The following is a 20,012-nucleotide window of genomic DNA, read 5'->3' on the forward strand; positions in this document are numbered from 1 at the left end:
GATTGCCGTCCTTTTTTGCCGAGTTCGCTCTGATTGGGGATCCGGCGTCACTGCCGACACGGAAAACAACCCTCTTATCGGTCTCCCCAACCAGCACATCGTGGGCTTAACTTATGTGCCATGACCTCCCCCCGCTCCACCTATGGCGGCGGCTACTACTCCGCCTCCTTCCCGGACACTCCGATCTACGACTCCCTCGTGGCCGAGCGGGGCACCCCGCAGATCGCCCCGATCCGGGTCCCCCCCGCCTACGACGCGCCCAGCAGCCTGAACCTGCCCGCGCTCCCGTCGGCGCTGCCCGCCCTCCCGGCGGGCCCCTCCCAGCCGGCCCCCGGCTACGGCTACCCGCAGATGCAGCAGCCCGCTCCGCTGCAGCAGGCGCCCACGGCGTACATCCCCCAGCAGGCGACGGCACCGCGCGGCTACCCCGGCCAGCAGCAGCCGCAGCCGCCGCGTCCGATGATGGGCGGCACCGGGTACGAGGCGATGCGCCCGGCGGCTCCGCGCCCCGCGCCGACGGCTCCGTACCAGGACCCGTACAACAACCAGCAACAGCAGCAGTACCGCGGCTACTGATCGGCATCCCCTGATGTCGGTGCCGCCCGGCACGATGGCGTCATGGGGATCGCCGAACTGCGGTCGACGCACGTTCACCCGGTCAGGACGCTCCGGGGCCTCTCGCCCCGGCAGGCCGTCGTGGAGCCCTGGAGGCCGACCGGTGACCGCCGCCGGGCTCTGATCGACGACGGGGGAAAGGTCGTCACCCGGCGCGCACAGCCGCGTCCCGCACCGGCCGCCGCCGAGCCGCTGTCCGGTGGCGGCATCCGCCTGCCCGCGCCCGGGCAGGCCCCGCCGGAGATGGCGGTCCCGGAACCGGTGGCCGCGAATGCCGGCGGGCGTCCATGGCACACAGGTCCATGGCACACAGGAGGAGGGGGTTCTCCCGGCCCGGCCACGCACGCATGGTGCGACGACCAGCTGGGAACCGACATCCGCCATGTCCGCATGGGTCCGGGACGGCCACGTCGTCCGGCGCGCCGAGGGCGAGCCCGACCTCCTCTTCGCCCCCGCCACCCGATCGACCCGGCCCACGCGCTGCCGGGCGAGACCATGCGCCTCTCCGCCGGCTGCCCCCTGCTGATCACCGCACAGGCTCCGCTCGCCGCCGGCGACTCCCTCATGGCGCGGGACGATCACGCCGCCGTGGACCCGCTCCCCGTCCACCTCCCCCGAGCTTGCTCCGACTTCGACTCGAGTGATCTCCGCCCCCGCGGGAACCCAAGGCAGCGGCCCGGTCGTTGGGGTCGTGAGAAGTTCCTGAGAGCCCTGGCCGGGGTGATTTCGCTCTCTCTTCGGCCGGGCTCGCGGGTGAACGGCTCGGGCGGGGGTTATCACGGAGCGGAAGGGGGTGGTGGACGGTGCGAGCGATCCGCGGCCTGTGGCGCTGGCGGCGCAATCCGCTGCGCCGCGCGACCGACCTGGTCGAAGCCTGGGTGGCCCTGGTGGCAGTGTCGTTGATCGTGGTGGCCGCGCCTTTGCTCGGCTCGCTCGTCGGCGCCGCCGCCCAGGACACCCTCCAGCGGTCCGTCCGGCAGCAGCACCACGACCGGCATCTGGTCACCGCCACCGTCGTACGGAAGCTGAGCGGTTCCCTGGTCGAGCCCGACCCGGACGCCACCAGCGCCCACGACACCCGCAGCCGCGTCCTCGCCGACTGGACCGCACCGGACGGCACCCGGCAGCACGGCGCGGCCCTGACGGTCCTCAAGTCACCGCACAAGGGCGACCACTTCGGCATCTGGACGGACGGGCACGGCCTGCTGACGGCCCGCCCGCTGGACTCGGCCACCGCGACGACCCACGCCGTGCTGGCCGGGTTCGGCGCGACCCTGCTCACCGCGGGTCTGGTCGAGAGCGCCAGGCGGATGATCGTCTGGCGTATGGTCCGGCGCAGATACGCACGTTGGGACCAGGCCTGGGACCGGGCGGGCCCGGACTGGGGCAAGGCCGGCACCGGCAGCTGAGGGCCTTCGCCTCTCTGGTCAGTGCACCACCTCGGCGCACGCTACGGTGGACCGGCCGAAGCGTATTCGGTATCGACCCGCGCGCGAGCGGACCGCAGGGGCCGGACATCCTCCGAGGTGGCCGGCCCGAAGGCGAGCAAGCGATCTGTACGACGAGGTGGGGGCTCAGCAACGCCATGGCACAGGGCACGGTCCAGGTGACGCACACCGGCACATCGAGGTGGCGGCGCCGCACGGGTGAGTACGCGTCGCTCGCCGCCGCCCTGGAGGCCGCCGCGGACGGCGACGTCCTGACGGTCGCACCCGGCACCTACCGGGAGAACCTCGTCGTCCAGCGCGCGGTGACGCTGCGCGGCCCGGAGGGCTCGCCCGGCTCGGTGCGCATCGCGCCCGTGGACGGGGTGCCGCTGACGGTGCGGGCCTCGGCGGTCGTACAGGACCTGCACGTCGAGGGCCAGGACGCGGCCGCGCCCGCGCTGCTCGTCGAGGAGGGCACGCCCGAGCTGCTGGACGTGCGGATCGTCACCCGCTCCGCCGCCGGCATCGAGGTGCGCGGCGGGGCGCGGCCGACGGTGCGGCGCTGCACCGTGGACAACCCGGCCGGCATCGGGATCGCCGTACTCGACGGCGGCGGTGGGGTGTTCGAGGAGTGCGAGGTCGTGGCGGCCGGTCAGGCGGGCGTGGCGGTGCGCGGCGGCGGCCACCCGCGGCTGGAGCGCTGCCGGATCCACCACGCCTCGGGCACGGGGGTGACGGCGATCGGCGAGAACTCCGCGCTGGAGGCCGTGGGTTGCGAGATCTACGAGGTGCGCGGCTCCGGCGTGCAGGTCACCGCGCGGGCCACGGCGCACCTCACCGACTGCGACGTGCACCGCACCACCGCCGACGGCGTGACGCTCGACACCGACGCGGTGCTCACCCTCGCCGACTGCCGTATCCACGACATCCCGGAGAACGCGGTCGACCTGCGTTCGCGCTCGGTGCTGACGCTGACGCGCACGACCGTGCGCCAGTTCGGGCGCAACGGGCTGTCGGTGTGGGACCCGGGCACCCGCGTGGACGCCAACCAGTGCGAGATCTTCGACAGCACGGGCGACTACCCGGCGGTGTGGGTGAGCGACGGCGCCACCGCCGTCCTGGACTCCTGCCGGGTGCACGACGTGCCGGACGCCCTGTTCGTGCTGGACCGCGGCTCCCGCGCGGACGTCGTCGACAGCGACCTCTCCCAGGTGCGCAACACGGCGGTGTCGGTGAGCGACGGGGCTACCGCGCAGCTGGACGACTGCCGGATCCGGGACGCGGCCACCGGTGCCTGGTTCCGCGACCACGGCAGCGGAGGCACCCTCAACAACTGCACGGTGGACGGCACCCAGACCGGAGTGATCGTCACCAAGGGCGCCGACCCCACCATCGAGCGCTGCACGGTGGACTCCCCGGCCGAGGCGGGCTTCTACGTGTCGGCGGGCGGCCGCGGCACCTTCCAGAACTGCCGGGTCACCGGCAGCGCCGGCTACGGGTTCCATGTGATCGACGGCTGCCGTACGACACTGCGCAAGTGCCGTACGGAACGGTGCGCGCGCGGGGGGTACGAGTTCGCGGACGGCGGCCCGGCCGCGGGCTCCGGCACCGGCCCGGTGGTGGAGGACTGCACCAGCGACGAGAGCGGCAGCCTGCGGCCGGCCGCGGCGCACGAGACGGCCGTACAGACCTCGTACCAGTCCCCCGGCCTGCTGGGCGCGATCCCCGGCCAGCGCAGCACCGAGCAGGAACCGCTCCTCACCCCGGCCGCGCCCGAGGAGCCGGCCCGCACCTCCCAGGCCGTGCTCGGTGAACTCGACGCGCTGGTCGGCCTGGAGAGCGTCAAGCGCGAGGTCCGTGCGCTGACCGACATGATCGAGGTCGGCCGGCGCCGCCAGCAGGCCGGTCTGAAGGCCGCCTCGGTCAAGCGGCACCTGGTGTTCACCGGCTCCCCCGGCACCGGCAAGACGACGGTCGCCCGGCTCTACGGCGAGATCCTCGCCTCCCTCGGGGTGCTGGAGAAGGGCCATCTGGTCGAGGTGTCCCGGGTCGACCTGGTCGGCGAGCACATCGGCTCCACCGCGATCCGCACCCAGGAGGCCTTCCAACGGGCGCACGGCGGTGTGCTGTTCATCGACGAGGCGTACGCGCTGTCGCCGGAGGACGCCGGGCGGGACTTCGGCAAGGAGGCCATCGACACGCTGGTGAAGCTGATGGAGGACCACCGGGACGCCGTGGTGGTGATCGTCGCGGGCTACACGGAGGAGATGGAGCGCTTCCTTTCGGTCAACCCCGGGGTGGCGTCCCGGTTCTCCCGGACCATCACCTTCAGCGACTACGGCCCGGACGAACTGCTGCGGATCGTGGAGCAGCAGGCGGACGAGCACGAGTACCGGCTGGCGCCGGGCGCCTCCGAGGCGCTGCGGACGTACTTCACGGTGCTCCCCAAGGGCCCCGCGTTCGGCAACGGCCGCACCGCCCGGCAGACCTTCGAGGCGATGGTCGAGCGGCATGCGAGCCGGGTCGCCCAGCTCGCCGACCCGACCACCGACGACCTCACCCTGCTGTACGCGGAGGACCTCCCCGAACTCGCCTGATCAGCCGCCCGGTTGCGGGCGCTGCCCGGGCAGTTCCGGGCGCAGTCGGGCCAGCAGTCGTTCCCGTTCCTCGGCGAAGACCGGGTCCGCCTGGTAGTCGGAGTGGCCCAGGATCGGGGCCGGGAGCGGGTGCCCCGGGGTGCGTCCGTAGGCGAGGGGGTCCTTCAGGGGGGTGTGGTCGACCGCCGGGCCGCCGTCGGCGCCGGGGATCCGTACGGGGCCGCCGATGGGGTCGGTGAGGCGGTAGAGGTTGCGCCAGCAGGCGACCTCGCGGTGCAGGAAGCCGAGTTCGGCCGGACCGAAGTGGGCGGGGAACCAGCGGCCGTAGAGGCGCTCCAGCGGGGAGCCGTACGTCAGCAGGGCGACGCGTTTGCGGACCGACGGGGTCAGCTGCCAGGCCGCCGCGGCCGCGAGGACGCTGCCCTGGGAGTGGCCGGAGATGACCAGCCGGCCGCCGGTGCCGCGGGTCCAGGTGTCCATGCGCCAGGTCAGGTCGGGGACCGCGCGCTCCGCGTAGCAGGGCGGGGCGAAGGGGTGGGCGGCGCGCGGCCAGAAGGTGCCGACGTCCCAGAGGATGCCGATGGTGCGCCGGGCCGAGGCGTCCTTGTAGGCGCGCCGACCCCAGGTGACGAAGAGTATGAAGCCGAGCCCGACCAGCCACGAGCCGAGCGCCTGGGAGGCCTGGGCCGCGCCGTGCACCAGCGCGTGGGTCCGGTCGGCGGCCGCGTCCGGTGTCTTCCCGGTGGCCAGCGCGCCCACCAGCGCTCCGGCGCCCAGCACCAGGGTGGCGGCGCAGAGCACGGCGACGACGAGCGGCGTCCGGTCGGTGAGGGCGGCCATGGCACGGACCCCGGCGATACGGCGGGTGCGTGCCGCGTCCTCCGGCTCGCCGGCGTGGTCGAGGCCGACGGCGGCGCGTTCGGCGTGGCCGAGCCGCGAGGTGCGCCAGGAGAGCCAGGCGACCGCGGCGAGCAGCACCACGAGGACGGGCGGGATCACCGAGGCCTGCCAGGTCAGCAGTACCGGCGGCCCGGCGAGGGAGGTTCCGGTGCCGTCCAGCCAGTCGGAGACCCGCTGGGCGATCCCGCCCGAGATCACCCCGCCCAGCGCGCAGGCGAGCAGCGCGACGGCCGGCCCGCCGAGACCGCGCATCGCGGCGCGCGGATCGGGGAGCCGGCGGTGCAGGTCGTGGGCGACGACCCCGAGGACGATCACCAGCACGCCCTGGGCCAGGACCAGCCCGCCGAAGGCGGGGTCTCCGGCGAGCCGCCCCACGGAGCGCCATCCCGGCCGGGACCAGCCGGCGTACAGCGCGACGAGGACCAGCAGGGCGAGCGCGCCGAGCGGCAGGCGTCGTACCAGACGCCGGTCGAGCTCCTGGTCGAGGAGGTTCTCGCTGCGGCCCCGGCGGCAGACCACCCACACCGCGCCGACCGCCAGGGCTGCCAGCGCGGCGAACAGAAGCCACCCGGTGGCGTCGAGTACGGCGGGACCACCGGCCCGGCGGTCGAAGGCGGCCGCCGGTGCGAGGACCGCGGCGGCGACCGTGAGCAGCCCCGCCGCGGTGTGGGCGGCGCGCAGCCGGGCCACCAGCCGGCGTCCGTACCAGAAGCCGGGGCTGCCCAGGGAGGTGTGCCCGGGCTCGGCGTCGTGGGCCAGGGGCCGGGTGGACTCGTAGGCGCTCCAGGTGCGGTGCGAGAGGTACCAGAGCAGGCCGGTCAGCGCGGTGGGCACCAGGGCGGCCAGGGCGAGCCGGCGGCCGGGGGCGCTCCACCAGCCGCCGTCGGGGCCGGTGGGTGAGAGGAAACCGAGCCAGGAGTGCCGGCGGGCGCAGGCGGTGACGCCCGCGCACTGCCAGGCGGTCAGGTCCAGGGCGACCTCGCAGGCGGCGGCGACCAGCAGCACCGTCAGGGTGAGTCCGGCGAGCCGGACCAGCAGGCCGTAGAAGCGGACGGTGCGCGGCCGGTTCTGGGCGGCGGGGCGCATCCAGTGGGCGAGGTTGACGACCATGAACGGCAGGAGCAGCAGCCACAGGGCGCGGGAGGCGTTGCCGGAGGTGAGGTTGCACCAGACGTACGCCTCGGGCACCGGACGGTCGTGGTAGTCGCCGGGCCGGGACTCCGCGTCGACGTCCTCGGCGCGCCGGAAGACGGCGGCCGTGTCGTCGCCGGTGATCCGCACCGTGCGCGGATCACCGAGCATCTTCTCGGGCGTGCTGCCGCCGACACCGTGCACCAGCAGTTCCAGGTCGATCTCCGGTACGGCGGACCGCTCGACGGAGTCGGTCGCCCCGCCGGTGAGCCGCTGAACGGAACCGCCCTGCTCGGCCGTCGGCCGCCCGGCCGGACCGGCCGTCTGCACCACGAGCCGCCCGGCCGGATCGGTCGCCTCGGCCACGAACCGCCCGGCCGGATCGGTCGCCTCGGCCACGAACCGCCCGGCCGGATCGGTCCGCGGGGCACCGGGCGGCTGGGCGGGTGCGGTCTCCGTCGCCGCCGGCCGCTCCGCGAGGTCGCCGGCGGTACGTTCCTGCGCGCGTTCCACTCTTCTCGCACTTCCCCCGTGACGCGCCGATGGTCTGTGTCCGTGCGGGTCCCAGGATCTCCGATTCCGGTGTGACGCACACAACTCGCCACGGAATCTCCCCGTTGTGTGTGACACCCGGTGGCACACGTGGTGACCGAATGACATGTGCGCACCGACACAGGGAGTGGCGCAACCGGTGTGGTCCCGTGAAAGGATGGGGCGCCCTCGCACCGGAGCCGGGCGGAATGTCCTGGTCGGAGCCGGTACGCAGGGCGAGTCGGACGGCTTGAGGCGAGAGGACCGGAGCGTACGTGAGCGAGAACCAGAACCTCCTCGCGGAGCAGCGCCGCGCCCTGATCCTGGACGAGGTCCGGCGCCGGGGCGGCGTTCGGGTCAACGAACTGACCCGCAAGCTCGGTGTGTCGGACATGACCGTACGCCGGGACCTGGACGCGCTGGCCCGGCAGGGCATGCTGGAGAAGGTGCACGGCGGCGCGGTGCCGGTGGTCGAGGCGAGCACGCACGAGCCGGGGTTCGAGGCCAAGTCGGGACTGGAACTGACCGCCAAGGAGGACATCGCCCGGGCCGCCGCGGAGCTGGTCGTACCGGGCACGGCGATCGCCCTGTCCGGCGGTACGACGACGTACGCGCTGGCCCATCAGCTCCTGGAGGTTCCCGATCTGACCGTGGTGACGAACTCGGTGCGGGTCGCGGACGTCTTCCACGCGGCACAGCGGGTCTCCGGGCAGCGGCAGGGCGCGGCGACCGTCGTCCTGACCGGCGGGGTGCGCACCCCGTCCGACTCGCTGGTCGGCCCGGTCGCGGACCAGGCGATCGGAGCGCTCCACTTCGACCTGCTGTTCCTCGGTGTGCACGGCATATCGGTGGAGGCCGGCCTGTCCACGCCGAACCTCGCGGAGGCGGAGACCAACCGCCGCCTGGTGCAGTCGGCACGGCGGGTCGTGGTGGTCGCCGACCACACCAAGTGGGGCACGGTGGGCCTGAGTTCGTTCGCCAAGCTGGAGCAGGTCGACACACTGGTCACGGACGCCGGGCTGCCGGCCGCGGCGCGTGCGGAGATCTCCGAACACCTGCGCCGCCTGGTGGTGGCGGGCGAAACCGACTGAGGGCACAGACAGCTGACGGGGCGTCAGCTACCTTTTCGGGACAGCGTCTCACGAGGAGGTCGGCCCGGTGGCTCACCAACTGCGCCCGGTGGGGCTCGACTTCGTCGAGACCGCGCCCGTACGGCTCGTGTTCGGGCGGGAGATGACGGCGGCGCCGGAGGCGGTCTTCCGGGCCCTGGCGGAGGACGTGCCGGGCTGGTCGCAGTGGATGACAGGGGTGAAGTCGGCTCGCCCGACGGAGCACGGCCGCCAGGTACGGCTCCAGGGCGGCGTCCGCTTCGAGGAGACGGTGATCGCGTCGACGTCGCCCGAGGTGTACGCCTACCGCGTGGACACGGCGAACGTACCGGGCGCGGGGGCCTGGGTGGAGGAGTGGCACCTCACCCCCTACGGCGCCGGAACCCGGGTACGGATGACGTTCGCCCTGGACGGTACGGCGCTGTTCCGTGCGGTGTGCCGGCTGGCGGCACCGGGCATGGGCCGGGCGATCCGCGAGGGGCTAGGAGCCTTGGACGCCGGACTGTGAACCCCGTCGGCCGCAGCACCCCTTCAGGGGCTCTGGGGGTACCCCCGGCCGAAGGCTGGGGGAGGAACTGCGCGGCCGGCCACGGGCGAGCCGCACCCTCGAACCTAGTCCGACCAGACCCCGGTGGCCAGCAGGGACTCGATGGCAGCCGCATAGGGAGCGATGTCCAGCCGCTGCTCCTCCAGCCAGGAATCCGAGTAGTACTTGTCGAGATACCGGTCCCCCGGATCGCACAGCAGCGTCACCACGCTCCCCGTGCGCCCCGCCGCCACCATCTCGGACACGATCTTCAGCGCACTCCACAGCCCGGTCCCGGTGGAACCGCCCGCCTTCCGCCCGATCGCCCGCTCCAGCGCCCGCACCGCCGCCACGCTCGCCGCGTCCGGCACCTTCATCATCCGGTCGATGGCCCCGGGCACGAAACTGGGCTCCATCCGCGGCCGGCCGATGCCCTCGATCCGGGACCCGCAGTCGCAGGTGACGTCCGGATCGCCGGTGGTCCAGCCCTCGAAGAAGCAGGAGTTCTCGGGGTCGGCGACACAGATCCGGGTATCGCGCTGGGTGTAGTGGACATAGCGCGCGAGGGTCGCGGACGTACCGCCGGTCCCCGCCGTGGCGACGATCCACGCCGGCTCCGGGAACCGCTCCAACTCCAGCTGGCGGAAGATGGATTCGGCGATGTTGTTGTTGCCGCGCCAGTCCGTGGCCCGTTCGGCGTAGGTGAACTGGTCCATGTAGTGGCCGCCGCTCTCCACCGCGAGGCCCGCGGACTCCTCGTACATCTTCCGGGGATCGTCCACGAAATGGCACCGCCCGCCGTGGAATTCGATGAGCCGGCACTTCTCGGAGCTGGTGGTACGCGGCATGACGGCGATGAAGGGCACGCCGATCAGCTTGGCGAAGTACGCCTCGGAGACCGCCGTCGAGCCGCTGGACGCCTCGATCACGGGACGGCCCGGCCGGATCCAGCCATTGCACAGACCGTAGAGGAAGAGCGAGCGGGCCAGCCGGTGCTTGAGGCTTCCTGTCGGATGGGTCGACTCGTCCTTGAGGTAGAGGTCGATGCCCCACGCCTCGGGCAGCGGGAAACGCAGCAGATGGGTGTCCGCCGAGCGGTTCGCGTCCGCCTGAACCTTGCGGACGGCTTCTTTGAGCCAGTCACGGTACCCGGTGTCGCTGTGGTCGACGTCGAGGGTGGCGCCGGTGCGGATCTGCGGGGTGGTGCTCACGGCGGGCTCCTTACGCTGGGCACCGACAGCGTCCGAGCGCGGCCGGCACACCGATCATAAACACCTTTCACACAGCTTCTCACCTGCATAAACGCATCTTTGAGCGCCTCAAAGACCCCCTGTGGAACGGTGGCTCGAATCCTTCGGGGGGCGCATTGCCGCGAGTGCTCCGGGCGCCCTCTGCCCGGCGGCCCGTGCGCACTGGTGCTCCTCGTCGAGGGCGGGCAGACTGCCACCGGACGGGACGAACGTCCCGAACGGGGGCGCACACTGGATCACGACACCAGCCGAAGCGCGCCGGCCGGGGCCACAAGCTTGCGGGCCGGTGACCTAGGTACTCGAAAAGGGGCGGGCAGGATGGCGGAGCCGGAGTTCACGGCGAAGGGCGTGCGGATCGACAAGCGGCTGCGTTCGCTCACCCGGGCCGGGCAGGTCCGGATAAGCGACGGCAGGCTGCAGCTGCTGACCAGCTACGGCAGCGAGATCGACAGCGCGCCCGTGCAGGCGGTACGGGCCTCGAAGCCATGGTTCGCGTCGGAGGACCGGGCCCTGGCCGACCTCAACGGCCAGCGTTACTCCCTCACCCTGGGCGAGCACGATCCGGCGCCGGGCGAGCCCGGGCCGCCCGCGGCGCGCCGCTTCATCGAGGCGGTACGGCGGGCCGCCGGGCGTGACCGCTGAATCACGGCGAGTTGCGGGACCGTACGTACTGGGTCACGCTTGTCTCACGTCACTCTGGGTTTACCGGCGATAACGCTGCGAACCAGCCCGCCGGCCACGACAGCAGGCGGCCCCATGGACGGCGGCACCCTGCTGGATCCGTTCTCCGTGTTCTTCCGGACCTCACGTCGGGGAGTCGCAGTCGTGATCGAACACCCAAGCAGACACTGCTCGGTGGAGCTCCAAGCCCTGCCCGCGCGGATCGGTCAGATCCGCAGAATCGTATCTGCACAGTTGCGCTACTGGCATCTGGACCCGTTGATAGACCGGGCCGCGCTCGGTGTGACGGAGTTGCTGACCAACGTCCACCGGCACGCCCAGCCCGACAAGAACTGCACCGTGGAGATCGAGCTCCAGCTCGACCGGCTCACGGTGTCGGTCCGTGACCACGATCCCCGTCTGCCAGTGGTCGAGGACGGGACGGACGTCGCGCCGATGGCCACCTGCGGCCGGGGCCTGGCGATGGTGGCCGCGGTCAGCGAGAGCTGGGGGGTACGGCCGCACGACGACGGCAAGGTCGTGTGGTTCACCCTGCCCGCGCCGACCGCGATGCCGAAGGCGGCCCGCCCGCAGCGCCGTACGGCCGAGCCGGCCACCCGGCATGTCGTCGCGGCGGGACCGGCGGCCACCGCTGCGCCCGCTCCCGGGCATGCCACCGCCGGCGTCGGCGCCACCGCGGAGGTCGGCGTCAGTGCCTCCGCTGCCGCGCTCCTGACCGCCGGTGCCTCCGCCGTCGTACCCGCGACCGCCGGCACCTCCACTGCCGTACCCGCGACCGCCGGTGCCCCTGACACCGCACGCGCTCCCGCCCGCTCGGCTGTCGCCAGTTGAGCGGGCGGTGAGTTTCCCTCCCAGGCGTTACTCCACGGCGATGGCCCGCAGCACGTCCAGGCGGGCCGCTCGCCGGGCCGGGCGCAGGCCCGCCAGGGCGCCCGCCGCCACGCCCACCAGCGCCACGACGATCAGCCGGGCGGGCGGGACGGCGAAGGCGAACGCCGTGTCGCTCGTGCCGTCCGAGGCCCTGACCAGGACCCAGCCGAGGAAGGCGCCGAGGCCGAGTCCGCCGGCCGTGCCGAAGGCGGCGACCAGGACCGACTCCCAGCGGACCATGGCCCGCAGTTGGCGGCGGGTCTGGCCGACGGCCCGCAACAGGCCCAGCTCCCGGGTGCGTTCGTGGATCGCGAGGGTCAGCGTGTTGGCGATGCCGAGCAGGGCGATGAGGACGGCGAGTGCGAGCAGCGCGTAGACCAGGGTGAGCATCATGTCGATGCCGCCGGCCGAGGACTGCGCGTACTCGTCCCGGGTCTGCACCTGCGGATTGCCGTACCGTTCGGCCGCCTTCGTCACCGCCGCCCTGCCCGTGGCCGCGCTCACCCCGGGCCTGAGGGTGACGGCCACCAGCGTGTCGGAGTCCTGGATGCGGTGCGGGGCCCAGGCGGCACGGGTGATGACGTAGTCACCGGCGAGTTCGGACTGCCCGTAGACCGCGCGGACGGTGAAGTCCTGCTCCTTGCCGTCGGTGAAGGTGAGCCGGGCGGTGTCACCGGTGTGCAGGTGCTGCCGGTCGGCCTCCGTCCGGGTGACGGCGATGCCGTCGGCGCCGAGCCGGGTGAGTGAGCCCTGGACGGTGCCGAGGTCGAAGGTGCGGGCGAGGGCGGCGGGGTCGGTGACCGTCAGTGCCCGTCCCCTGCCGTCCACTTCGGCGACCCCGCGGCCGAGTCCGACGGCGGTGTCCACCTCCGGGAGCTGTTGGAGCACCGGGGCCAGGCGGGGGCTGAGTCCGCTGCCGCCCGCGCCGAAGGACGGGTTGCTGACGGCGAGGTCGCCGGCGAAGGACCGGGAGACGGTCTGGTCCATGGTCGCCTTCAGAGACGCGCCGAACACGGTGAACAGCGAGACGACGGCCACACCGATCATCAGGGCGCTCGCGGTGGCGGCGGTCCGTTTGGGGCTGCGCAGCGCGTTGCGGCGGGCCAGCGCGCCGGTCACTCCGCGCAGCCGGCCGAGGGGGCCGCCGAGCAGCCGTACGGCCGTGGTGGCGGCGACCGGGCCCAGGATCACGAAGGAGACCAGGGCCAGCAGCGCGCCGAGTCCCGCGAGCCAGAGGGACGGAGAGACCAGGACGCCGGTGAGGGCGAGGGCGACGGCCAGGGCGCCCAGGCCGGCTCCGACGACCGCACGGAGGCCGGACGCGCCCGAGGAGTCGACGGCGGTCTCGCGCAGGGCGGCCAGCGGGGCGGTGCGTCCGGCGCGCACGGCGGGCAGCAGCGCGGAGCCCAGGCAGACGACGACACCGACCGCGAGCGGGAGGGCCATCGAGAGCGCCTTGACCACCAAGTCGCCGTCGGGGAAGGGGAACCCGATCGCCGGGAAGAGCGCCTGCAGCCCGGCGGCGATCCCGATGCCGCCCGCGAGCCCGGCGGCCGACGCCACGGCGGCCACGGCGCTGGCCTCCGTCAGGGTCGCCGCGGTCACCTGGCGGCGGGAGGCGCCGAGGGCGCGCAACAGGGCGTTCTCCCGGGTGCGTTGGGCGACCACGATGGCGAAGGTGTTGTGGATGGAGAAGGTCGCGACCAGCAGGGCGATCCCGGAGAAGACGAGCAGGAGGGTCGTGAAAATGGTCAGGAACTGGCTGGAGATCATGTCGGTGTTCTCCTGGGCCGACTCCTGGCCGGTGACCGCCTCGACTCCCTGGGGCAGCACGGGAGTCAGCCGGTCGACCAGCTCCTGCTGACCGACCCCGGGTCCGGCCCGTACCAGGATGCCCGCCGCCTCGCCGGGCCTGGCGGTGAGGTACTTCTCGGCGTCGGGCCGTGTCATGCCGGTGAAGGTCACCTGGGCCATGCCGTCCTCGCCGCCGAAGGTCGCGAGGCCGACGATCGTCACCTTGACGGGATCGGGGGTGCGCAGGACGGTCGTGTCGCCGATCTTCAGGCCGCCCTTCTTCGCGGCACCTCGGTTGACCACGACCTCCCCGGACCGGGCGGGGGCACGGCCCTCGGCGATCCGGTAGGAGTTGAACCCCGGGTCGCTGATCCAGTTGCCGGCCAGGGTGGGCGGGCCCTTGCCGCCGATGGGTTCGCCGTCGGCGCCGACCAGTTGGCCGGCGCCCTGGATGTCCGGGGCGGCGGCCGCGACGCCGGGCACCTGCTCGACGGTCCGCACCAGGGAGGTGGGCACGGGCTGTCGTACGCCCTGGGCCTCGCCCGGTGTGGTGATGGCGTCGGCGCCGCGCACCACGGCGTCCGTGCCCCGGGTGGCCTCGCCGAACATCGAGTCGAAACCGGCGCGCAGGGTGTCACCCATGACCAGGGTCCCGGCCAGGAAGGCGACCCCCAGGAAGACGGCGAGGAAGGTACCGGCGAACCGGCGGCGGTGGGCGCGCAGCGAGGACAGGCTCAGTCGTACGGACGTGTTCATGACCGCACCTCGAGGGCCTTCATCCGGTCCAGGACGGTGTCGGCGGTCGGGGACTCCATGCGGTCGACCAGGCGCCCGTCGGCGAGGAAGACGACCTCGTCGGCGTGGGCGGCGGCCACCGGGTCATGGGTGACCATGACGACCGTGCGGCTCGTCCGCCGTACCGCGTCGCCGAGCAGGCCGAGGACCTCGGCGCCGGAGCGGGAGTCGAGGTTGCCGGTGGGCTCGTCGGCGAAGACGACCTCCGGACGGCCGGCGAACGCCCGTGCCACGGCGACGCGTTGCTGCTGGCCGCCGGAGAGTTCGGAGGGGCGGTGGTGCAGCCGGTCGCGCAGCCCGACGACCTCGACGAGCGCGTCGATCCACTCCGGGTCGCCGCGCCCGCCGGCCAGGTCCAACGGCAGGGTGATGTTCTCCGCGACGGTCAGCGTCGGCACCAGGTTGAACGCCTGGAAGACGAAGCCGATCCGGTCGCGGCGCAGCAGGGTCAGCCGCCGGTCGTCGAGCGAGCCCAGCTCGGTGTCGCCGATCCAGGCGGTGCCCGAGGTGAGGGTGTCGAGGCCGGCCGCGCAGTGCATCAGGGTCGACTTGCCGGAGCCCGACGGGCCCATGATGGCGGTGAAGCGTCCTGCCGGGAACGCCACGTCCACGCCGTCCAGGGCGCGTACGGCGGTGTCGCCGGCGCCGTAGGTCTTCACGGCGCCCACGACGCGGGCCGCGGCCCGCACTTCGGTGGTCGTGGTCATGCCGCGCCGCCCTTGCCGATGCGGCCGAACTGCTCCTCCAGGACGGACAGCCGCCGCCAGTACTCGTCCTCGTCGATCTCGCCGGAGGCGAAGCACCGGCCGAGGACGGCGAGCGGCGAGTCGCCGGCCGGGCGTCCGGCGTCCATCGGGCGCCAGGGGCCGCCGCGCCCGCGCCACGCGGTGCGGCGCAGGACGGTGACGACGCCGATCACGACGGCCGCCCAGATCAGCGGGAAGAACAGGATCCACGGGCCGGGCCCGCCGTCCCAGTTCGCCAGGGTCTGCATCTCGGTTCAACTCCCTTGCCGGAAAGTCACGGTGTGTTGCATCGAGACTGGCTCCGGGGAGGGGTCCGGGTCGTCGTGCGGCCGGCGGCAGTCGCCGTACCTCCCGGGGAGTACGCGGCGGGGGCCGGGCTGCTCCCGCCAGGGCTGGCGTTCTGTAACTACTAGTATGTACAGTGACTGTATGAGCACGTCGGAGCGTCTGATCGAGTCCACCCGTGAGCTGCTCTGGGAGCGCGGTTACGTCGGCACGAGCCCCAAGGCCATCCTGGAGCGCGCCGGGGCCGGCCAGGGCAGCATGTACCACCACTTCAAGGGCAAGCCGGACCTGGCCCTGGCCGCGATCCGGCGGACCGCCGAGGAGTTGCTGGCCTCCGCCGAGGGTGTACTCACCGGGCCGGGCACGCCGTACGAGCGGATCGAGGCGTATCTGCGGCGGGAGCGCGATGTGCTGCGCGGCTGCCCGGTCGGGCGGCTGACCATGGACCCGGACATCGTCGCGAGCGACGAACTGCGGGCGCCCGTCGACGAGACCCTCGACCGGATCCAGGAGCTGATCGCCGGGATCGTCGAAGAGGGCAAGGAGCAGGGGCAGTTCGCACCGCAGGTGGACGGCGAGGAGATCGCGGCGACGGTCCTCGCGACCGTGCAGGGCGGGTACGTCCTCGCCCGTGCCTCGGGCTCGCCCGCCGCGTTCGACGCCGGTGTGCGCGGACTGCTGTCGCTGCTGAGGAGCTGACGTACCCGCGGACGTGTCCACCGCCGACCACCGCACCGCCCGAGCGCTGAAGAGAGGCTTCCGCCATGCACGCCCTGCAGTACGAACTGACCCTGCCCGCCGACTACGACATGGGCATCGTCCGTGACCGGGTGGCCCGCGTCGGGCATCTGCTCGACGACTGGGACGGCCTCGGCTTCAAGACGTACCTGCTGCGCGAGCGCGGTGTGCACGGCTCACCAATCAACCAGTACGCGCCCTTCTACCTCTGGAACACCCTGGAGGGCATGAACCGCTTCCTGTGGGGAGGCGCCTTCCAGGGGCTCGTGAACGACTTCGGGCGGCCCGAGGCACGGCAGTGGTCGGGCCTGGCGTACGAGGAGGGCGGCGCGGCCGGTGCGCGGGCGGCCTTCGCGGTCCGGCGGCGGGAGCCGGTGCCGGCCGGGGCCGAGCTGTCCGGGCTGATGACGGACGTGGTGCGGGAGACCCGGCGGGTCGCGGGCGAGGACGGCGCCGTGCTGGCGGCGGCCGCCGTGGACACGGCCCGCTGGGAGCTGGTCCACTTCTCGCTCTGGGCGCACGACGCCCCGAAGGCCGAGGGGGACGTCTTCCAGGTGCTGCACCTGTCGGAGCCCGGCCGGGACCGGCTGCCGCGCGGGCGGCAGTGGTGAGCACCGTCCGTACGGTCCTCGGCGACGTGCGGCCCGAGGACCTGGGCGTGTGCGACGCGCACGACCACCTCTTCCTCCGCAGTCCCGGGCTCCCCGGCCGGGAGCTGGACGACGCGACCGCCGCGCTGGCGGAGCTGTCGGCGTTCCGGGCGGCGGGCGGGGCCAGCGTCGTGCAGTGGACGCCGTACGGGATGGGCCGGCGGGCCGCCGACCTGCCCCTGCTGTCCCGTACCACCGGGGTGCATCTGGTCTGCGCGACGGGACTGCACCAAGCGGCCCATTACCGGCCGGAGTTGCTCGACGGGCTGGGCGGGCGGCTCGCCGGCCTCTTCGTCGCCGAGCTGACCGAGGGCATCGGCACATCCGGGGTGCGGGCCGGTCTGATCAAGGTGGCGGGCGGGTTCCACGCCCTCGACGCACACGCCCGCCGGACGATGACCGCGGCGGCCGAGGCCCACCACGCGACGGGCGCGCCGATCGCCGTGCACCTGGAGCTGGGCACCGGCGCGCTCGACGTACTGGACCTGCTGTGCGGGGAGTTGGACGTCCCCGGCGACCGGGTGATCCTCGGCCACCTCAACCGCTCCCCCGACCTCCTCGTCCAGCGGCAGGCTGCCGCCTCTGGCTGCTGGCTGGCCTTCGACGGGCCGTCCCGCGCCCACCACGCCACCGACTGGCGGATGCCGGAGGCCGTCCGGGCCCTGGCCGAGGCCGGCTTCGGAGACCGGCTGCTGCTCGGCGGGGACACCGTGGTGGCGGGGGCGCGGTCGGTGGACGGCGGGCCCGGGATGCCGTACCTGCTGCGGCGGACACGGCCGCGGCTGGAGGAGGAACTGGGTGCGGAGCAGGTACGCCGGATCCTCGTCGACAACCCGGCCCGGGCCTTCGCCGTCGGCTGGCGCTGAGCGCTCCGCTGGAAGTGCCGTGCTTGGCACCCCCAGCGCCCCTTCGGGGCACGGCCGAACCGCAGCGGACGTCACCAGCCCTGCTCAGCCCACCGAGATGTCGACCGACGGCCGGAGTTTCGCGGCGGCGGACAGGGCCTCGTGGGCCGGGTGGGTGTCGAAGGTGGCCAACAGGGTCTGTTCGGCGGGGAGTTCGGCATTCGGGTAGGCGATCTGCTCGAAGGACGCCTGGAAGCGGGGGCCCCAGCGGCGGGTGCCGAGGCGGGCCGTGCGGGAGCAGTTGTCGACCATGTACGCCACGTCCCGGGCGTGCATGTAGGGCAGCAGCGAGTCGACCGCCTCGATGACGGACTCGTTGACGATCTCGGACCAGGGGTGGCCGCGCTCGGCGAACTCGTCGATCTGCGCCATCATCGTGGCGACGAACACACCGGCGGTGAACGGCTCGACGGACAGCTCCCGTTCGCCCCGCCGGGCGCGGACCCGCTCCCCCGCCGCCCACATCGGCGAACCGCCGATCCGGCTCATCTCCCGCTTCCCGAGCCGCCGTTCGGCCAGGATGACACTGCGCAGCTCGGTGCCGTCGGCCACCTCGTCGTAGATCTCGGCGACGAGTTCACGGGCCGGCCCGTACGTCGCCGTGTACGCGCGGTCGAAGACCTCGCGCCCGGCGGCGTCGAGGTCCTCGCGGACGGCCCGGAGCCCGGCCCGGGAGATCGTCCGGGCGATCGGCCCGGTCACGTTCTCGCAGGACCGTTCGTAGGCCGTCACCTCGTCGTCCCCGGCCAGCCGGTAGTGGCTGTACAGGCTCTCCACGATGCCGTGCACGGCACCGAGCAGGATGGCGCGTTCGCCGACGATGTCGGAGCGGTACTCGCTCGCCAGCGTGGTACGGAAGGTGTACGGCGCGCCGAGCGCGACCGACCAGCCGAGGGCGAGGTCGGTGGCCCGGCCGTCCGGGTCGGCGTGCACGGCGAAACTGCTGTTGATCCCGGCGCCGTTGATCTCGGAGCCCTGTTCGTAGAGGCGGCGCACGGAGTCGCCCATGCCCTTGGGGCAGACGGCGATCACACCGTGCCCGGCGGGGAAGTCACCGCCGGTCTCCCGCAGATGGCCGAGCAGGAAGCCGTGCGAGAGCCCGATCACCGCGCCGGGCTTGAGCACGGCGAAGATATCCTCGTGGTGGGCGGCGAGCGCCGCGTCGGCGATCAGCAGCAGGAGCAGGTCGCTGTCGGCGGCGACGGCGAGCCAGTCGCCGAGGGTGCCGTCCTCCTCGGTGAAACCGTGCGCGCGGGCGTCGGCGGCCGAGGCGGAGCCGGGGCGCAGCCCCACCGCGACCGTGATGTCCGTACCGGCGAGGGAGTCACGCAGATTGCGCGCCTGGGCGCGGCCCTGGGGCCCCCAGCCGAGGACGCCGATCCTGCCGACCCCGGCGAACGCCTGGGGCAGCAGAGGGAAGAGGTGCCGGCCGCCGCGCAGGATGGTCTCCGTGCCGCCGGGCACGTCCATGGTTTCGAGTGCGAAGACACCGGAGGTGTAAGTGTTCGTCAGGGTCATGGTCGAGTTGTAGGGTCCGGGCGAGCATTGCGGCAAGCGCAACTTTCGCAGCGTACCGTTGCGGATCATGAAAGGACCTGGTCACAGGCGTGCGGGACGATCACCGCGAGCTGCGGCTCTTCCTCCATCTGACGCAGTCGCTGAACTTCGGGCGGACCAGCCTGGACTGCCATGTCAGCCCGGCGACACTCACCAGGACCGTGCAGCGGCTGGAGGCCGACCTGGGCCACCGGCTGTTCGACCGGGGCCCGCGCGGGGTGTCCCTGACCGCCGAGGGCCACCGCTTCCGCGAATACGCCGTACAGGCAATGGAGTTGTGGCAGGCCTACCGCGACGAGCACCCCGACCCGGCCGAACTCGTCGGCAGGCTGACGGTGTTCGCCACCGTGACCGCCTGCCAGGCCCTGCTGCCCGACCTGCTGGCGCCGTTCCGGGCCGCACATCCCCAGGTGCGGCTCGATCTGCGCACCGGGGACGCGGCGGCCGCGCTGGCCCGGCTCGACGAGGGCGAGGCCGACGTGGCCGTCGCGGGGATCCCGGCGCGGCTGCCGGAATCACTGGTCAGCCGGACGGTCACGGTCACCGACCTGGTTCTGGTCACCGCGCGCGACCGCCCGGATCCGGGCCTCGACGGCCCGTTCGTCCTGCCCCACCGCGGCCTGGTGCGCGAGGCGGTCGACCGCTGGTTCCGCGCGCGGGGCGGCCCCGCGCACATCGCCTGCGAACCGGAGGGCCACGAAGCCCTGTTGGCCCTGGTCGCCCTGGGCTGCGGTACGGGTGTGGTGCCGCGGCTGGTGCTGGACCATAGCGCGGTTCGGAAGCGGCTGGCGGTGGTCCCGGCCGCTCCGGCGCCGGAGCGGTTCCCGATCGGGCTGTGCGTACGGCGGTCCGATCTGCGGCAGCCCCTGGTGGCGGCGCTGTGGAGCCTCACGGCTCAGTGGTAG

The 20,012-nt window shown here is 73.2% G+C and carries 17 protein-coding genes and 1 pseudogene; 12 read left to right on the plus strand and 6 right to left on the minus strand.

Annotated features, from left to right (window positions below; all coding sequences use genetic code 11):
• Positions 1 to 120: 120 nt before the first annotated feature.
• The 4 genes from ACGFZQ_RS33375 to ACGFZQ_RS33390 all read left to right on the plus strand — a co-directional run bounded on the left by ACGFZQ_RS33375 (position 121) and on the right by ACGFZQ_RS33390 (position 4,639).
• Positions 121 to 576 (plus strand): DUF6643 family protein, encoded by a 456-nt coding sequence (locus ACGFZQ_RS33375; RefSeq protein ID WP_351712867.1) that lies wholly within the window; start codon positions 121 to 123, stop codon positions 574 to 576.
• 42 nt (positions 577 to 618) lie between these two features.
• Positions 619 to 1,518 (plus strand): MOSC N-terminal beta barrel domain-containing protein, encoded by a 900-nt coding sequence (locus ACGFZQ_RS33380; RefSeq protein WP_393843469.1) that lies wholly within the window; start codon positions 619 to 621, stop codon positions 1,516 to 1,518.
• Complete coding sequence (locus ACGFZQ_RS33385; RefSeq protein WP_393843470.1) at positions 1,419 to 2,024, plus strand: hypothetical protein; 606 nt, start codon at positions 1,419 to 1,421, stop codon at positions 2,022 to 2,024. The genes ACGFZQ_RS33380 and ACGFZQ_RS33385 overlap by 100 nt, the downstream gene beginning before the upstream one ends.
• A 176-nt stretch (positions 2,025 to 2,200) precedes the next feature.
• On the plus strand, positions 2,201 to 4,639 hold the full coding sequence (locus ACGFZQ_RS33390) for a right-handed parallel beta-helix repeat-containing protein (protein WP_393843471.1): 2,439 nt from the start codon (positions 2,201 to 2,203) through the stop codon (positions 4,637 to 4,639).
• Here the strand turns inward: ACGFZQ_RS33390 and ACGFZQ_RS33395 are convergent, their stop codons facing one another.
• Positions 4,640 to 6,892, minus strand: coding sequence for a hypothetical protein (locus ACGFZQ_RS33395; RefSeq protein ID WP_393843656.1), 2,253 nt, complete (start codon positions 6,890 to 6,892; stop codon positions 4,640 to 4,642). It abuts the gene before it with no gap.
• 584 nt (positions 6,893 to 7,476) lie between these two features.
• On the opposite strand from ACGFZQ_RS33395, the gene ACGFZQ_RS33400 reads away from it, so the two are divergent.
• Complete coding sequence (locus ACGFZQ_RS33400; protein WP_351742684.1) at positions 7,477 to 8,292, plus strand: DeoR/GlpR family DNA-binding transcription regulator; 816 nt, start codon at positions 7,477 to 7,479, stop codon at positions 8,290 to 8,292.
• Between the two features lie 67 nt (positions 8,293 to 8,359).
• The gene (locus tag ACGFZQ_RS33405; protein WP_393843472.1) at positions 8,360 to 8,818 is read left to right on the plus strand and encodes an SRPBCC family protein; all 459 of its coding nucleotides are present in this window, start codon (positions 8,360 to 8,362) and stop codon (positions 8,816 to 8,818) included.
• A gap of 104 nt (positions 8,819 to 8,922) precedes the next feature.
• Here ACGFZQ_RS33405 and ACGFZQ_RS33410 read toward each other — a convergent pair whose 3' ends face one another.
• On the minus strand, positions 8,923 to 10,047 hold the full coding sequence (locus tag ACGFZQ_RS33410) for a PLP-dependent cysteine synthase family protein (RefSeq protein ID WP_393843473.1): 1,125 nt from the start codon (positions 10,045 to 10,047) through the stop codon (positions 8,923 to 8,925).
• Between the two features lie 357 nt (positions 10,048 to 10,404).
• Between ACGFZQ_RS33410 and ACGFZQ_RS33415 the strand changes: the two genes are divergently transcribed.
• Both ACGFZQ_RS33415 and ACGFZQ_RS33420 read left to right on the plus strand, forming a co-directional pair.
• Positions 10,405 to 10,728: a hypothetical protein gene (locus ACGFZQ_RS33415; protein WP_393843474.1), complete on the plus strand. Its 324-nt coding sequence runs from the start codon at positions 10,405 to 10,407 to the stop codon at positions 10,726 to 10,728.
• Between the two features lie 183 nt (positions 10,729 to 10,911).
• A pseudogene (locus ACGFZQ_RS33420) lies at positions 10,912 to 11,352 on the plus strand (ATP-binding protein); the annotation flags it as partial.
• A gap of 273 nt (positions 11,353 to 11,625) precedes the next feature.
• Here ACGFZQ_RS33420 and ACGFZQ_RS33425 read toward each other — a convergent pair.
• Genes ACGFZQ_RS33425 through ACGFZQ_RS33435 form a run of 3 tightly spaced genes read right to left on the minus strand, consistent with a single transcriptional unit; the run spans position 11,626 to position 15,220 of the window.
• Entirely contained in the window at positions 11,626 to 14,187 is a 2,562-nt protein-coding gene (locus ACGFZQ_RS33425) for an ABC transporter permease (protein WP_393843475.1), read from the minus strand.
• A complete protein-coding gene (locus ACGFZQ_RS33430) occupies positions 14,184 to 14,933 on the minus strand; it encodes an ABC transporter ATP-binding protein (protein ID WP_393843476.1) in 750 nt (249 codons plus the stop codon). Before ACGFZQ_RS33430 ends, ACGFZQ_RS33425 begins: the two co-directional genes overlap by 4 nt.
• Positions 14,930 to 15,220, minus strand: coding sequence for an SHOCT domain-containing protein (locus ACGFZQ_RS33435; RefSeq protein WP_393843477.1), 291 nt, complete (start codon positions 15,218 to 15,220; stop codon positions 14,930 to 14,932). The genes ACGFZQ_RS33430 and ACGFZQ_RS33435 overlap by 4 nt, the downstream gene beginning before the upstream one ends.
• Before the next feature lie 166 nt (positions 15,221 to 15,386).
• Here ACGFZQ_RS33435 and ACGFZQ_RS33440 point away from each other — a divergent pair, with 166 nt between their 5' ends.
• From ACGFZQ_RS33440 to ACGFZQ_RS33450, 3 genes are all read left to right on the plus strand, one after another.
• Entirely contained in the window at positions 15,387 to 15,956 is a 570-nt protein-coding gene (locus ACGFZQ_RS33440; RefSeq protein WP_393843478.1) for a TetR/AcrR family transcriptional regulator, read from the plus strand.
• A gap of 65 nt (positions 15,957 to 16,021) precedes the next feature.
• On the plus strand, positions 16,022 to 16,606 hold the full coding sequence (locus ACGFZQ_RS33445) for a DUF4865 family protein (RefSeq protein WP_393843479.1): 585 nt from the start codon (positions 16,022 to 16,024) through the stop codon (positions 16,604 to 16,606).
• Positions 16,603 to 17,511: a phosphotriesterase gene (locus ACGFZQ_RS33450; protein ID WP_393843480.1), complete on the plus strand. Its 909-nt coding sequence runs from the start codon at positions 16,603 to 16,605 to the stop codon at positions 17,509 to 17,511. Before ACGFZQ_RS33445 ends, ACGFZQ_RS33450 begins: the two co-directional genes overlap by 4 nt.
• An 84-nt stretch (positions 17,512 to 17,595) precedes the next feature.
• Here ACGFZQ_RS33450 and ACGFZQ_RS33455 read toward each other — a convergent pair whose 3' ends face one another.
• Positions 17,596 to 19,068 (minus strand): ketol-acid reductoisomerase, encoded by a 1,473-nt coding sequence (locus tag ACGFZQ_RS33455; RefSeq protein WP_393843481.1) that lies wholly within the window; start codon positions 19,066 to 19,068, stop codon positions 17,596 to 17,598.
• Positions 19,069 to 19,157: 89 nt separating this feature from the next.
• Here ACGFZQ_RS33455 and ilvY point away from each other — a divergent pair, with 89 nt between their 5' ends.
• Positions 19,158 to 20,012, plus strand: coding sequence for an HTH-type transcriptional activator IlvY (gene ilvY / locus ACGFZQ_RS33460; RefSeq protein ID WP_393843482.1), 855 nt, complete (start codon positions 19,158 to 19,160; stop codon positions 20,010 to 20,012).

Source organism: Streptomyces sp. NPDC048254 (assembly GCF_043201895.1).
In the GTDB taxonomy this organism is placed as follows: Bacteria; Actinomycetota; Actinomycetes; order Streptomycetales; family Streptomycetaceae; genus Streptomyces.